12 protein-coding genes are annotated in these 14,967 nt (G+C 70.4%); 6 read left to right on the top strand and 6 right to left on the bottom strand.

Going from position 1 to position 14,967, the window contains the following annotated elements:
• The first annotated feature begins 88 nt into the window (after positions 1 to 88).
• Entirely contained in the window at positions 89 to 724 is a 636-nt protein-coding gene (locus DAT35_RS24075) for a TetR/AcrR family transcriptional regulator (RefSeq protein ID WP_108069478.1), read from the top strand.
• 139 nt (positions 725 to 863) lie between these two features.
• Positions 864 to 1,904: a hypothetical protein gene (locus DAT35_RS24070; protein ID WP_108069477.1), complete on the top strand. Its 1,041-nt coding sequence runs from the start codon at positions 864 to 866 to the stop codon at positions 1,902 to 1,904.
• A 2-nt stretch (positions 1,905 to 1,906) separates the two neighbouring features.
• Here DAT35_RS24070 and DAT35_RS24065 read toward each other — a convergent pair whose 3' ends face one another.
• The 6 genes from DAT35_RS24065 to DAT35_RS24040 form a co-directional block, all read right to left on the bottom strand.
• The gene (locus DAT35_RS24065) at positions 1,907 to 2,794 is read right to left on the bottom strand and encodes a YIP1 family protein (RefSeq protein WP_108069476.1); all 888 of its coding nucleotides are present in this window, start codon (positions 2,792 to 2,794) and stop codon (positions 1,907 to 1,909) included.
• A 37-nt stretch (positions 2,795 to 2,831) separates the two neighbouring features.
• Entirely contained in the window at positions 2,832 to 4,046 is a 1,215-nt protein-coding gene (locus tag DAT35_RS24060) for a cytochrome P450 (RefSeq protein ID WP_233261674.1), read from the bottom strand.
• 66 nt (positions 4,047 to 4,112) lie between these two features.
• Complete coding sequence (gene mgtE, locus DAT35_RS24055) at positions 4,113 to 5,435, bottom strand: magnesium transporter (RefSeq protein WP_108069475.1); 1,323 nt, start codon at positions 5,433 to 5,435, stop codon at positions 4,113 to 4,115.
• Positions 5,436 to 5,521: 86 nt separating this feature from the next.
• Positions 5,522 to 6,922 (bottom strand): sigma-54 dependent transcriptional regulator, encoded by a 1,401-nt coding sequence (locus DAT35_RS24050; protein WP_108069474.1) that lies wholly within the window; start codon positions 6,920 to 6,922, stop codon positions 5,522 to 5,524.
• Positions 6,919 to 8,385 (bottom strand): sensor histidine kinase, encoded by a 1,467-nt coding sequence (locus DAT35_RS24045; RefSeq protein ID WP_108069473.1) that lies wholly within the window; start codon positions 8,383 to 8,385, stop codon positions 6,919 to 6,921. Before DAT35_RS24045 ends, DAT35_RS24050 begins: the two co-directional genes overlap by 4 nt.
• A gap of 131 nt (positions 8,386 to 8,516) precedes the next feature.
• On the bottom strand, positions 8,517 to 8,714 hold the full coding sequence (locus DAT35_RS24040) for a hypothetical protein (protein ID WP_108069472.1): 198 nt from the start codon (positions 8,712 to 8,714) through the stop codon (positions 8,517 to 8,519).
• A 276-nt stretch (positions 8,715 to 8,990) separates the two neighbouring features.
• Between DAT35_RS24040 and DAT35_RS24035 the strand changes: the two genes are divergently transcribed.
• The 4 genes from DAT35_RS24035 to DAT35_RS24020 all read left to right on the top strand — a co-directional run bounded on the left by DAT35_RS24035 (position 8,991) and on the right by DAT35_RS24020 (position 14,840).
• Entirely contained in the window at positions 8,991 to 9,419 is a 429-nt protein-coding gene (locus DAT35_RS24035) for a response regulator (RefSeq protein ID WP_108069471.1), read from the top strand.
• A 43-nt stretch (positions 9,420 to 9,462) separates the two neighbouring features.
• Positions 9,463 to 10,005, top strand: coding sequence for a DUF3592 domain-containing protein (locus DAT35_RS24030; RefSeq protein ID WP_108069470.1), 543 nt, complete (start codon positions 9,463 to 9,465; stop codon positions 10,003 to 10,005).
• A gap of 58 nt (positions 10,006 to 10,063) precedes the next feature.
• A complete protein-coding gene (locus tag DAT35_RS24025; RefSeq protein WP_108069469.1) occupies positions 10,064 to 12,157 on the top strand; it encodes a tetratricopeptide repeat protein in 2,094 nt (697 codons plus the stop codon).
• Between the two features lie 94 nt (positions 12,158 to 12,251).
• Positions 12,252 to 14,840, top strand: coding sequence for a fused MFS/spermidine synthase (locus tag DAT35_RS24020; protein ID WP_108069468.1), 2,589 nt, complete (start codon positions 12,252 to 12,254; stop codon positions 14,838 to 14,840).
• Positions 14,841 to 14,967 lie beyond the last annotated feature (127 nt).

Raw genomic sequence — 14,967 nt, 5'->3', positions numbered from 1 at the left:
GGTGGCTGACGAACCATGCGGCTTACGAACAATGTTGTCAATAGTGAGCTGACAAACTTGTCGGTAGTCCTTCCCCCATGCGCATGCGATGCTGCCGTCGATGGCTGAGACGAAGCGGAAGAGGCGCGACGCTGAGTCCGCGCGCACGGAGATCCTCGACGCCGCCGAGAAGCGCCTCGTGATCGCCGGCCCGAGCGGCATCCGCCTCCAGGAGGTCGCGGCCGACGCGGGCGTGTCGCATCCCACGGTGCTCCACCACTTCGGCAGCCGTGAGGCCCTCGTCGACGCGGTCGTCGCGCGCGCGCTGCAGGCGATCAACGCGCGGTTGGTCGAGGCGATCCAAGCATCGCGCGGCGAGGAGGTGGAGGTCGCGGCCATGCTCGACGCCGTCTTCGATGCGATGGCCGGCTCGGGGCATGCGCGCGTGCTCATGTGGCTCGCGCTCGAAGGGCGTCCCATCGGCGGCGGCGAGGTCACGCTCTCCGAGGTTGTCGACGCGACCCACACGCTGCGCAAGTCGAAGCACGGTCAGAAGAAGACGCCGCCCCGAGAGGACACGGCGCACCTCGTGGCGCTCGCATCGCTCGCCTTGGTCGGGCTGCCCGTGCTGGGTCCGAGCCTCTTGAGAAACAGCGGCCTCGGGAGCGACGCCGACTCGATGCGTCGCTTCCGCGCGTTCCTCACGAAGGTCATCCTCCGGTACTTCGCGCCGCCAGAGCCCTGAGCGCTCCACCGAGTGTTGGATGATTCCAATATTCTAGAAAAACAAGGAAGTCACCCTTTCCGGGTGGTAAGACGCGCCTCCCCCCTGCCGTTGGAGCCGGGCTCTCCGCCTGGCTCCGCGGCTCTACCCGAGGCACGTGATGAAGGTGCGTTACACGCTGTTGCTGTTGCCGGCGCTGTTGGTGGGCTGCGGTCAGACCGAGAACGAGGTCGCGGTGGACGAGCTCACGGGCCAGGTGCTCGAGCCGGCCACGACCGAGTACGACATGCACCGGCTGCTCGAGGACGCGGACATCACCGGTGGGCAGTGGATTACGACGGCACAGGTGCAGGCGTTCCTGCAGCAGAAGGGCTCGTACCTGGCCACCTATACGGACCCGGCCTGGGGCAAGACGGCGGCGGCGCTCATCGTCGAGCGCTCCAAGGCGTACACCATCAGCCCGCTGTACATGCTGGCGCGCATCCAGACGGAGTCGAGCCTCATCACCAGCGGCACCTCGACGAACCTGGCCAAGGCCACTGGCTGTGGCTGTCCGGACAGCGGCGGGTGCACCATCTCCTACGCGGGTTTCGGCAACCAGATTGAGTGCTCGGCCAAGAAGCTGCGCGGCTACTTCACCGACCTGGATGCGGGCCGCGCCACCATCTCCGGGTGGAAGCCGGGCGTGACGAAGAGCACGTCGGATCCGTGCTCGGTGACGCCGGCCAACAAGGCCACCGCGGCGCTCTACACGTACACGCCGTGGGTGGGCGCGTATGCCATCCAGTGCGGCCGCACCGACATCGGCGGCTCGTCGCTGGTGGCCGTGAAGTTCAATCTGTTCAAGGGCGAGTACAACTGGGGCACCGGCACCACCACGTGCTACTCGGGCACGGTGGACGCCAATGTGGCGGTGGGCGTGTGCGTGCAGAGCTCCTCGGACGGCGTCTGGCGGCAGTGCCTGAGCGACGGCACCTTCACGGCGGGCACCACGGCGAAGCCCACCACCTGCACGGCCTCGTGGCCGTGGTGCAGCTCCGCCACGCTGGGCAGGACGGTGCCGGCGCGCACGTGCGTGCAGTCGAGCGGGGACCAGCAGTGGCACCAGTGCGGCGCCGAGGGCCTGTGGCAGTCCGCGCCGAACGCGCCGACCACCGGCAGCGGCCCGGTGGGCACCTGCTACGCCAGCTACGCGCTCTGAGGCTAGTGGCCCACCTTGCCGATCGCCGCCAGGATGATGGCGAGGTAGCCCCCGCCGCACAGGCAACAGGTGAGCAGCGGGGCCAGCAGGGCTCCCGCCAGTGCCACGCCCCAGGTCGTCCGGTGCAGCCCGCGGTAGGCGAAGACGCGGGCCACCATCGCCCAGAGGGGGCCCACCTGCATGCCGATGAAGGGCACCACGCCGAGCAACCAGGGCGCCTGGGACATGGAGTGGGCCCGGAGCGTCACCGCGTAGCCCCGGGTGACGCCTCCCATCCGCAGTATGAGGTGGTCGATGCCCGCCATGAGCACGGTGGACACCAGGGAGATCACCGGGCCGAGCAGGACGCAGAACGCGAGCATGCCCACCCCCGCCCACTTCATCATGGCCATCGAGTCGGAGGCGGACTGCGTCTGCGACTCGGGGGCCAGGGAGGGCATGAGGGAGAACATGCCCATGTAGGTGAGGCCCGTCGTGAACCAACCGGGCAGTGCGCACAGCAGGGCGAACAGCAGCGAGCTGCTCGGGCTCCCCTCGGGACGGGCCTTGGCGAAGAAGTCCGGGTGGAGCATCACGTTGACGGCCGTCCGCCACACGGCCTTGAGCGTGCCCAGCTCCTCGCGCTGGTCCCACGGCAGCGGCTCGTCCGGGTCACGGGTCAGACAGGCCTCGCAGACCACCTCGCCGCGAGGGCCGGCGCGCAGGCACCGGGCGCAGGCGAACGCACCGCAGCGGTCGCAGATGGCGAGGCTGCGCAGGGTGGGGTGGACGGCGCACGTGGGCTCCGCGCCACCCGGGGCGGCCTCGAGCAGGAGGGAGGAGCCACAGCTCTGGCAGTGCGTGGCTCCCGGGGTGATGGGCTGCTGACAGCGGGGACAGGGAATGGACATGCTCCGCCCATCCTGTCACGAACGCGCCGCGGGATGCTCAGAAGGCGACGGGCAGGCGCTGCAGGCCATTCACGAGGATGCCGTCACGCCAGCGCAGCTCGGCCGGGTCCATCCAGAAGCGCAGCCGGGGCATGCGCTCGAGCAGCAGGTTGATGGCGATGGTCGCCTCGAGCCGGGCCAGCGGCGCGCCCAGGCAGAAGTGGATGCCGAAGCCGAAGGCGATGTGCCGGTTGGGCTCGCGGGTGATGTCGAACTTCTCCGGCTCGGGGAACTGCTCGGGGTCGTGGTCGGCCGCCATCAGCGACGCAATCACCGCCTCGCCCGCGGGAATCACCTGGCCGCGGAACTCGGTGTCCTGGGTCGCCCAGCGAAAGGTGCTGGTCTCCACCGGACCGCGGTAGCGCAGCATCTCCTCCACCGCGGACTCGATGAGGGCCGGGTTGGCGCGCAGCCGCTCGAGCTGCTCCGGGTGCTTCAGCAGCGCCCAGACGCCGTTGCCAATGAGGTTCACCGTCGTCTCGTGGCCCGCCACCAGCAGGAGGAACAGCATGCTGAGCAGCTCGGTGGGCGAGAGCCGGTCTCCCTGCTCCTCCACGGACATGAGCGCGGAGAGGAGATCATCCCGGGGCTCGGCTCGGCGTCGCGCCAGCAGGTTCTGGAAGTACCGGGCGAACTGCTCGCCGGCCTTCTGGACGGGCTCGAAGTTCCCGTCGGAGGGCGGGCTGACGATGACGCCCGTCCAATCGCGGAACTGGTCCCGGTCCTCCACCGGCACACCGAGCATCTCGGCGATGACGATGATGGGCAGCGGGAAGGCGAAGGCGTCGAGCAGGTCCATGGACGAGCCGCGAGCCCGGGCGGTGTCCAGCAGCTCCCCGGCGATGGTGGTGATGCGCGTGCGCAGCTCCTCCACACGGCGGGGCGTGAAGGCCTTGGACACCAGCGTGCGCAGGCGCGTGTGGTCCGGCGGGTCCGTCATGAGCATGTGCTGGCTGAGCGCCTGCATGGACTCGGTCTGCATCTCCTTCGACAGCGCGCCGGCGGGGAGCTTGCGCGTGTCCTTGGTGAAGCGGGGATCGCGCAGCAGCTCCACCGAATCCTTGTAGCGGGTCGCCACCCACACGGGGATGCGGAGGACGGGGTCGAACAGACGGACCAGGGGCGCCTCCTGCCGCATGCGCGCATAGACAGGCAGGGGGTTGGCGCGCGTCTCGGGCGCCCAGAGGTTGTAGTGGGGGGGGTTCGTGCTCAAGCGTGCGTCTCCAGGGTGGAAGCGAAGCGGCCGGCCCCGCTCTCGCTCGATTTCCCTGGATAACGCCTATAGCAGCGTTCCGCGCAGAATAAGGCTCGCGACGGTGAAATAAATGACGAGCCCGGACACGTCCACCAGCGTGGCCACGAAGGGCGCGGAGGCGCTCGCCGGGTCGAAGCCGAGCCGGCGCAGGATGAAGGGCAACATGGAGCCGGACAGGGTCCCCCAGGTGACCACGCCCACCAGCGACATGCCCACGGTGAGCGCCACCAGGACGGCGTGCTCGCCGTAGGTGTGGAAGATGCCCTGCCAGATGAGGATGCGCGCGATGCCGACGCAGCCCAGGGTCGCCCCCAGCGCCACCCCGGCCAGCACCTCGCGCCGCATCACGCGCCACCAGTCGCGCAGCCGCACCTCGGTGAGCGCCAGCGAGCGGATGATGAGCGTGGTGGCCTGGCTGCCCGAGTTGCCTCCGGAGCTGATGATGAGGGGCACGAAGAGCGCCAGCACCACCGCCTTGGAGATCTCCTCCTCGAAGTGGCCCATGGCCGTGGCGGTGAGCATCTCGCCCAGGAAGAGCACGAGCAGCCATCCGGCGCGCTTCTTCAGCATGGCGAGGAACGTCACCTCGAAGTAGGGCGCGTCGAGCGCCTCCATACCGCCCACCTTCTGGATGTCCTCGGTGGCCTCCTCCTGCACCACCTGGACGATGTCGTCCACGGTGACGATGCCCTTCATCCGCCTGTCGGCATCCACCACCGGAATCGCCATCAGGCCGTGCTCGGCGAAGAGCCGGCTCACGTGCTCCTGGTCGGTGTCCTCGGAGACGGTGACCAGATCCCGGCTCATCACGTCCGCCACGCGCTTGTCGGGGGCGGCCTGGAAGAGCTGGCGCAGTGACACCACGCCCTGCATGTGCTGCTGCGCGTCCAGCACGTAGGCGTAGTAGACCGTCTCCACCTTCTCGCGCGTCTGTTTGCGCAGGTAGCTGATGGCCTCGTCGATGGTCATCTCCGGCCGCACGCGGGCGAAGCGGGGATTCATCAACCCGCCGGCCTCGTCCTCCTCGTAGGCCAGCAGGGCCTGCACCTCGCGGCGGGTGGACTCGTCCAGCTCCTGCAGCAGCGAGTCCCGGGCGTCGGCCGGGGCGGACTGGATGACGTCCACCGCGTCGTCCGGGGCCAGCAGCCGCAACCAGGTGCGCCGCTCGCCGGGGGCCAGCGAGAGGATGAGCTCGGCCTGCTCCTGCGCGGACAGCGAGAGGAAGAAGTCGTCCGCCGTGGCGTGCGGCACCATCTTGAAACTCTCCACGCGTTCGTCACGGGAGAGCGCGGGCCAGGCATCGCGCAGGTCATGTGGGAAGATGGGCTCGGGATCCAGCGTGGCCATGGCGCGTCCTCCTTGCGGCGGGGCACCCATCGTCCAAGTCTCGGGGTTTGTCCAGCAGGAAGGGATCACGGCCGGGCGCGCGCCCCTCAGGCCTTCGAGTCCTCCTTGTCCTCGGCGCCGGCGGCGGCGTTGCGCCGGCCCAGCTTGCGGTAGAGCGTCTTGCGGTCCACGCCGAGGATGCGCGAGGCCAGCGTCCGGCTTCCGCCCACCGTCTCCAGCACGCGCTGGATGTAGCGGCGCTCCATCTCCTCGAGGGAGACCAGCTCGGACACGTCGTTGCCCTGGGCGTGGGTGCTGGGGGCGCGATAGTCCCGGATGCGCTCGGGCAGGTCCTCCACGGTGAGCTGCTCGTAGGAGGTGAGGGCCACGGCGCGCTCGATGCAGTTCTGCAGCTCGCGCACGTTGCCGGGCCACGTGTAGGCGAGCAGGCGCTGGGCCGCTGCGGGGCTGAGTCCCACCACGCGCTTGCCGCTGCGCGCGGCGAAGTGCTCCAGGAAGCGCTGGGCCAGCAGCAGCACGTCATTGCCACGGGCGCGCAACGGCGGCAGCTCCAGGCCGATGACGTTGAGCCGGTAGTACAGGTCCTCGCGGAAGCGCCCCTCCTCCACGGCCATCTCCAAATCCCGGTTGGTGGCGGCGACGATGCGCGCGTCGAAGGGCACCTCCGTGTCCCCTCCCACCGGACGCACCGTGCGCTCCTGCAGGGCCCGGAGCAGCTTGGGCTGCAGGGGCAGGGGCAGCTCTCCCACCTCGTCCAGGAAGAGGGTGCCACCGTTGGCCTTGACGAAGAGGCCGGTGCGCGCGGCCTTGGCGTCGGTGAAGGCGCCCTTGGCGTGGCCGAACAGCTCGCTCTCCAGCAGGGCCTCGGGCATGGCCGCGCAGTTGATGGCCACGAAGGGGCCGTTGTGGCGCCGGCTGCGCGCGTGCAGCGTGCGGGCGGCCACCTCCTTGCCGGTGCCGCTCTCGCCCGTCACCAGCACCGAGGCATCCGAGTCCGCCACCCGGTCGATGAGCTCGTACACCCGGCGCAGCGCCTGGCTCTCGCCCACCACGCCCCCATCGGCGGACACGTCGCCCAGGGCCCGGCGCAGCCGGCGCACCTCGTCGCGCAGCGCCCGGTGTTGCACCGCCCGCTCCAACACCAGCACCAGCGCGTCCAGGTCCACCGGCTTGGTGACGAAGTCGTACGCGCCCGCCCGGATGGCGGCCACCGCCGTCTCCAGGCTGCCAAAGGCCGTCACCACCACCACCGGAATGTCCGGGCGGTTGAGGACGATGCGCTCGCACAGCGCCAGCCCGTCCATCCCCGGCATCCGCAGGTCCGTGAGGACGGTGTCGAAGTCCTCCGCCTCGAGCAGCGCGAAGGCCTCGTCCGCGCTGCCACGCACGGTGGGGACGAAGCCCCGGCGGGCCATGCCCTTCTCCAACAGCGCTCGCATCTCCCGCTCGTCCTCGACGATGAGGATCCGTCCCTTGGTCGCGCTCATGCCTTGGCCCCCTGTGGTGGTTCCCTGGCCTCTGGTGGGAGGAATATCGAGAAGCAACTACCGCGCCCATGCTCGCTGCTCACGGAGATCCACCCGCCGTGGTCCCGGATGAGCCCATAGGAGACGGACAGCCCGAGGCCCGTTCCCTCGCCCACGTCCTTGGTGGTGAAGAAGGGCTCGAAGATGCGGGGCAGCACCTCGGGGGCGATGCCCTCGCCCTCGTCCGTCACGTCCAGCCGCACCCACTCGGCCTCCGGGCCCCCCAGCTCCACGGGAGGCAGGGCGTGCGCTCGTCCCAGCCGCACCCGCAGCGTGCCTGGGCGCTTCATCGCCTGGATGCCGTTGACCACCAGGTTGGTGATGGCCTGCTGGAGCTGTCCGGCGTCCACCTCCAGGTTCATCGGTCCCGGGGCCTCGGTGGCGAGCACGATGTTGCGCCGCGCCGCCATGGGCTGCAGCAGCGCCAGCGTCCGCTCCACCAGTTGCGTCAGGTCCTCCGGGGTGCGCCGGGGCGTGCGCCGCCGGGCGAAGTCCAGCAGCTGGCGGATGATGCCCGTCATGTGCAGCACCTGCTGGGAGATGATGCGGGCGCACTCCAGCGACTCGTCGCCCTGGGCCTCGCCGGTGGAGATCATCTTCGCCCGGCCGAGCACCACGTTGAGCGGGGTACCCAGCTCGTGCGCCATGCCGGAGGCGAGCTTGCCCACCGTGGCGAGCCGGTCCGCGTGCCGCAGGTGCTCGAGCGTGGCCAGGCGCGCCGCCGTCTCCGCCACCACCTGCGCGCGCGCGGCCGCCAGCCCGCCGGCCATCTGGTTCATCGCGTCCGCCAGGGTGGCCAGCTCGTCCTTCTGGCGCAGGTGGACCCGCGCCTCCAGGTCTCCCTGGCCGATGCGCTGCGCCAGCTCCGCGAGCTGCTCCACCGGGCGGCCCACCAGTCTGCGGCCCATGGCCATGGCCACCAGCAGGAAGGCCAGGGTGATGGCGCCCGTGGCCACCGCGGTGCCCACCACCGTCTGGCGCACGTGCATGCGCTGTTCCGTCAGCGGCTCGATGATTTCAATGGCACCCCGTCTGGGGCCGATGCTCACGGGGGTGAAGGAGCGCAGCAGGCCCGGTGGCAGCCGGTCGTCCACGAAGAACGTGTCCTGACCCGCGCGCAGCGCCGCCAGTTGGTCGCGAGGCAGCTCCGCCGCGCTCGGCGAGTCCAGCCAGCGCCAGCTCAGCCGCACCTGCTCCTGGAAGCGGTTGGCGTCCGCCAGCAGCGTCAGCGCCTCGTCCTCGCCCTCCAGCTCCCACGCCCGCACGAACGAGCCCCCCAGCGTGTGGCCGAGCAGGCGATGGTCATGCTGCATGTCCAGCGCCGAGCGGGCCAGCTCGCGCTGCACTTCGATGGTCTCCAGCCCCGCGATGACGGCGAAGGCGAGCAGGACGAGCGCGAAGGTGATCTTCCGGGCGAGCTTCATGAGGTCTCGGCTTCCGGGAGATGCCTCGGTCTCCCGGACATCCACGGCGAAGCGCTCGCCCACCCCGGTCCATGGTCAGAGGGGTATGGAGGAGGGCATGGACCGGGGCAGGGGCGCAAGCAGAGAAGGCGTCAGCTGCCGGAGTTCTCGGTGGCCGCCGGCTTCTTGGTCTCCGAGGTGTGCTTGGTGTTCTTCTTGGCGGTGGACTTCTTTGCGGGCGCGGTCGTGGCCGGCTTCTCCGCGGGCGTCGAGCCCTCCTTGGTGGCCGCGAACGCGCCCAGGGACATGAGGGACACGGTAACGCCGAGCAGGATGGACGAACGCTTCATGGGGACTGCCTCCTCACTGAGAGGCCCGCGGAATGCGGGTTCGTCCCATTCCAGGAGCATGGCCCGTGCCAATGCGCTCCTCCCTCGTAAAGAGGAGCGGAAGGAGGGAGGCAACATGCCCCAATGCGCGGGGCACAATGCCCCGTGGGGCACGATGCCCCGTGGGGCACGATGCCCCGAGTGGCTCGCTGATGGCGCCTCCCTCCCGGGGCGGAAGCGCGCTGGCACGGAGCATGCTGTGGAGTGGGAGGTGATTCTCCGCTCCGGTCATGCGCCATGATGCCACCTCTCCCCTCGGAACCCCGCCCGCTGCGTGTCCTCCTGGCCGAGGACGATGACGAGATGCGCGCGCTCCTCACGCTGACGCTGGCGCGGGCGGGCTTCGCGGTGGTGGCACTGGAGGACGGCTTCGAGCTGTCCGACTACGTGGCGCTGACACAGGTGTGTGGGGGTCCGTTGATGCCGCCGGACCTCATCCTCTCGGACGTCCGGATGCCGGGGCGCACGGGCCTGGAGGTGCTCGCCCAGGCGCAGGCGGCCGGGCTCTCCTGCCCGGTCGTCGTCCTGTCGGCCTTCGCGGATGAAGAGACGCGCGAGGCGGCGCGGGTGCTGGGGGTGAGCGCCTTCCTGGACAAGCCGGTGGACCTGGAGGTGCTCAAGGCCGCCGTGCGCGAGGCGGCCCGCGCCGGCAGCCCGTCCCCATGAGTCAGCGCGCGCTGTCCCCATTCCACCGCCCGGAGCGCCGGGCATGCGAGGTTCCGCCGTGACGAAGAGGGTGTTGCTCGGGTTGGTGATGCTGTTGTTCGGAGGAATGCTCGTCTTCGGTGGCGCGAGGGCCATCTACCGGGCCTGGGCGAGCGAGCGCTGGCCGGTGGCGAAGGGCTCGGTGCTGTCCTCTTCGGTGGAGACGTTGCGCAGCCGGCGCTCGGTGACCTTCCGGCCGCATGTCCGGTACAGCTACGAGGTGGGTTCCGGGCACTACACGTCCGATATCATCGCCTTCGCCGCCACCGACACGGGGAACATGGAAGAGGCGAGGGAGTACGTGGGCCGCTTTCCGGCCGGCTCCACCGTCGAGCTGCACTACGAGCCGGGTGACCCGAGCGTCGCCTGCCTCGACTGTGGCCGGGCGGGCCTGCCGGACTATGCGGTGACGGTGGGCGGAGGGGCCCTGGTGCTCTTCGCGGTCTCGGGGCTGCTGGAACTCCTGCGTGGCCACCTCGCCGCGAGGCGTCGCCAGCAGCGGCCGACCCCACCCGGCGCGACCCCGCAGCAGCCGACGCGCGGTTGAGGTAGCGTCACCGGCCTGAGGTAGCGTTTGCGCTGCCTCCTGCCCGCCCCCCGCTCGCATGCCCCGCTCTCGTACGCTCGTCCTCGCGGCCGCCGTCCTCCTCGTGCTGATCGCCGGGGCCGTCGTCTGGCGCCCCGCCGCGCCAAACACCCCGCCCGCCGCGCCCTCCATTCCCGTTGCTCCGGCGGAGACGGCCACCCGGGCCGCTCCCGTGGCCGCACCGCCTGAGCCGAAGGCCGCGCCCAGGGCCCACATCGAGCTGTCGTCGCCCTCCACCGGCTACGTGGGTTCCGCGAAGTGCGCCGACTGCCATGACGATGAGCACACCGCGTGGAGCAAGGACTGGCATGCCCGCGCGCTCTCGGAGGCCAACTCGCGCTTCGTGGTCGGCGAGTTCGGCACCAACACCCACTACAAGGGGGACTCCAGCGAGGCGTGGATGGCGCTGCGGGACGAGCACTACTCCATGCGCACGAAGGGGCCCACGGGCGTGCTCGGCGAGTACCCCGTGGACTGGGTGGTGGGCGGCAAGCGGATGCAGGACCCCGTGACGATGATGCCGGATGGCCGCTGGCAGGTGCTGCCCATCTACTTCCACGTCACCGGCAAGGGCGAGTGGGTGGACTACTCCGAGGCGAAGCAGGGGGCCCTGGCGCCGGACCACCCCTTCTTCTGGTCCAACTGGCAGCGCAACGTCCAGCACGCGTGCCTGGACTGCCACGTGACCGGCCTCAACACGCGCTACGACCGGACGACCCACCACTGGAGCACCGGCTTCTCGGACGCGGGCGTGGCCTGCGAGAGCTGCCATGGCCCGGGTGCGCGCCACGTGGAGACCCAGCTCACCAAGGACATCGTCCAGCCGTCGAAGCTCCCGCCGCAGAAGGGGCTGGCCGTGTGCGCGCAGTGCCACGGGCCGCACCGCACGCTCTTCCCGCTGTTGGACGCGCAGCACCGCTTCGTGCCGGGAGAGCGCTACGAGGACCACTACCAGCCCATGGTGGTGCTGCTGGGCGGCAGCGAGCGCTCCGGCGACTACTTCGAGGACGGGCGCCCGAAGACTTCCAGCTTCGAGTACCAGGCCCTGACCCAGTCCCGCTGCTACCTGCAGGGAGGGGCCACGTGCCTCACCTGCCACACCGCGCCCCACGCCGAGCACGCGGCCAATGAAATCAAACAGCCGAAGCACCTCACGAAGGGCGCGACGGTGGACTCGGCCAGTTGCCAGGGCTGCCACGCGAAGGTGTTCGCCGAGGGGCAGAAGCACACGCACCACGCGTCGGCGGAGGCGCAGGACTGCGTGGCCTGCCACATGCCGCCGACCATCTCGGGCGTGCTGGACCACTTCGCGGACCATGCCCTGGACGTGCCGGTGCCGCAGAACACGGTGAAGCATGGCATTCCCAACGCGTGCAACGCCTGCCACACGCACGAGAAGGCCACGCCCGAGTCGATGGTGGAGGCGATGAAGAAGTGGTGGCCGAACGCGGAGCAGCGGCAGGCGCGGCGGATGCGGCTGGCGGATGCGATTGCAGACAAGACCGCCGCGGACAGCCGGCAGCCGCTGGAGCAGGTGCTGGCGGACAAGAAGGAGGCCCCGGCCCTGCGCGGCGTGGCGGCCCAATTGCTGGCCCAGCGCTTCCGCAAGGAGGCCGTGCCCGCGTTGAAGGCGGCGCTCGCCACGGCGAGCGATCCGGGCCTGCGCGCGGACCTCTCCACGGCGCTGTCCTATACGGGCACGCGCGACGTGGCGGACGTGCTGGCCCCGCTGCTGAAGGACAAGTCGCTCTGGGTGCGCCAGTCCGCCGCGCTTCCGCTCGGCGGGGCGGGAGATCCGCGGGGAGTGGCGGCGCTGGAGACGCTGACGCATGAGCCGGAGTCCGAGGGGCTGCCCCTGCCGCACGTGGTGCTCGGCCAGGTGGCGTTCCGCAAGGGGGACGTGGCCACCGGCATCCAGGAACTGGAGCGCTCCCTGGACCTGCAGCCGTACAACGTCGAGGTGCTGGTGATGCTCGCTGATGCCTATGCCCGCCAGGGCGACATGGCGAAGGCGCGCGGGGACCTGGAGGAGGCGCTCCGGTTCGACCCGCAGCACCGGGGCGCGCGGCAGCGGCTGAGCCTCATGCAGAACGGGCGCGGCCCGAGGCGCTGAGGCCCTCGGGGAGGAGGGAAGGGGCGCCATCCGCCCGCCGGGCGTGCGAGCGGATCTGCGGAGAGGCGGGTGTCGGGGTAGACTCGCGCTCCCCGTGAATCGCATCTCCGCCAGAGTGTTCGCCGCCGTGGGCCTGCTCTTCGTTGCCTCCGGCATGAGCGGGCTCGTTTTCGAGGTCATCTGGGTCCGCTACCTGACGCTGGTGGTGGGCCACACCACGTTCGCCGCGAGCCTGGTGGTGTCCGCCTTCCTGGCGGGGCTCGTCCTGGGCAGCCTGGGGTTGGGGCGGCTCGCGGATGGGCTGAAGCGCCCGTTGCTGGCCTATGGGTTGTTGGAGGCGGCCACGGGCCTGCTGGCGCTGGGCATCACCCGGGTGCTGGCCACCCTGCCCGAGTGGCTCTCCGCGCTGGGCCTGCCGGGAGGCGGGCCGATGCCGTTGCGCGGGGTACTGGCCTTCCTGCTGGTGTTGCCCCCCACCTTCGTCATGGGCGGTACGCTGCCCGTCCTCATGCGCTTCGTGGCGCGCGAGCTGGAGGGGCTGGGGCGCTCCTTCGGCGTGCTGTACTCGCTCAACACGCTGGGCGCGGCGCTCGGATGCGGGCTGGCGGGCTTCTACCTCATCGGCGCGGTGGGACTGTGGCGCACGGCGGCGCTCGCGGCGGGGCTCAACCTGCTGGTGGGGCTCGCTGTGTACCTCCTGCACCTGTGGCTGCGCCCCGAGCCCCTCTCCGCCACCGCGCCCGCGCCGGCCTCTTCCTCCGAGACTTCCGAGGCCTCCTCCGTCTTCCACGGGGCACGCCGCACGCTGCTCGTCGCGGCGTTCGCGCTGTGCGGCTTCGCGTCCATCTCCTATGAGGTGCTCTGGTTCCGAGTCCTCTCCACCTCGCTGGACTCCACCACCTACGCCTTCACCATCCTGCTGGTGACGTTCCTCCTGGGGCTCGTCATCGGAGGGCTCGTCTACTCGCTGAAGCTGGCCGGGCGGGTGCGGGAGTTGGAGCTCTTCGTCTCCGTGGAGGCGCTGCTGTCCTTCGCGGGCCTGATGTCCCTGGCGCTGCTGGGGATGTCGCGTCCGGTGAACCAGATGCTCTCCGGCGTGGTGGGCGGCTGGGGCCCCAACGCCGTCTACGTGGGCATGCTGCTGCACGCGGCGCTCGTCATCCTCGTGCCCGCGTCCCTCATTGGCGTCATCTTCCCGCTGGTGGTGCAGCTCACCACCCGGCACGTGGCGAGCGCGGCGAGCAACGTGGGCCTGCTGTACTCGGTGAACACGCTGGGCGGCATCGTGGGCTCGCTGCTGGTGGGCTTCGTGCTGGTGCCGGCGGTGGGCACGCAGTGGACGTTCGTCCTCGTGTGCGCGCTGAACATGGCGCTCGCGCTGGGGGTGCAGGCACTGGATTCACAGGCGCGGCCGAGCGCCCGCCGGAGCATGTGGGCCGGGGCGGCGCTGCTCGCGGTGGCGGTGGTGATGGTGCCGGGAGACCTGCTGGTGCGGGCCTTTGCCGAGCACGTGGACTCGCGAGTGCGCTTCGTGCGCGAGGGCGTGGACGGGGCGCTGGCGGTGCTCGAGTACGACAACGCCTCGGTGTGCGACTCGGGGCTGTATGCCTGTGGCCCGGGGTGCCGGGAGAAGAGCTTCCGCCACCAGCAACTGCTGTTCGGCTCGGTGTCGTACGCGAACACGGCGCTGCCGAGGAAGCGATACATGGCGACACTGGCGCACCTGCCGATGCTGATGCACCCGGAGCCGAAGGAGGTGTTGCAGGTGTGCTTCGGCACGGGAAGCACGGCGGGCTCCTTCACGAGCCACCCGGGCCTGCGCTCGCTCACCATCGTGGACACCAACCCGGACGTGCTGGCGGCGGCGCCGCACTTCGCCGAGCACAACCACGGGGCGGCGGAGGATCCGCGCACGCACGTGGTGTTCGACGATGGGCGGCACTTCCTGCTGTCGACGCAGGGCCGCTACGACGTCATCTCTTTCGAGCCGCCGCCGCCGCGCTCGGCGGGAGTGGTGAGCCTCTACACCACGGAGTTCTACCGGGAGGTGAAGCAGAGGCTGGCGCCGGGAGGAGTGCTGGCGCAGTGGATTCCCTTGCAGCAGCAGCCGGACAACCTGACGCGGGGAATGGTGGCCTCGCTGCTGGAGGCCTTCTCCGAGGTGACGCTGTGGATACCCTCGGACTACGAGGCGGTGCTGGTGGCGGGGGACCGGCCGTTGGCGGTGGACGTGGCGGGGTGGGAGGCGAGGTGGGCGCAGGCGTCGGTGGCGCGCTCGCTGGCGGACGTGGGCTTCACCTCGCCGTATGGGCTGCTGGGCACGTACGTGGCGGGCACGGAGGCGTTGCGGCGCTGGACCCAGGGCTCCGCGCCGGTGACGGACGACCACCCGGCGGTGGAATACTTCCTCTTCAACGCGGACAAGCCATTTGACCCGGAGGCGCTGCTGGCGATGGCGCAGCCGCCGGCGCTCGAGCGGACGGAGCGATTGGATGCGGCGCGGCTGTCGCGCGAGCTGGAGGCGAACCGGCGGGTGCTGGAGTCGACGCGGCTCAAGAGGGCAGGGGAGTGGGACGCGGCGCGGGCCCGGGTGGAGGAGGCGCGCGCTGCGGTAGGGGACAACGCCTACCTGTCCTTCCTGGTGGACCTGGAGCTGGACTGCCTGCGGCCGGCGGCACACTGAGGGCGTTCGACCGTTTACAGATGGTTGGCGGCTTCCACCATCCGTGTTGCACGTATGTCGCACGTCGGAGCAGAGGGGCGGTCGGGAATCCCGACTGCAGTTCTGCGCGTGTCCGGGCTCAGGTGGG

This window comes from Vitiosangium sp. GDMCC 1.1324, assembly GCF_003044305.1.
GTDB lineage: Bacteria > Myxococcota > Myxococcia > Myxococcales > Myxococcaceae > Archangium.
The sequence above is the reverse complement of the archived record's forward strand: the minus strand, read 5'-3'. Positions and strand labels throughout refer to the sequence as shown.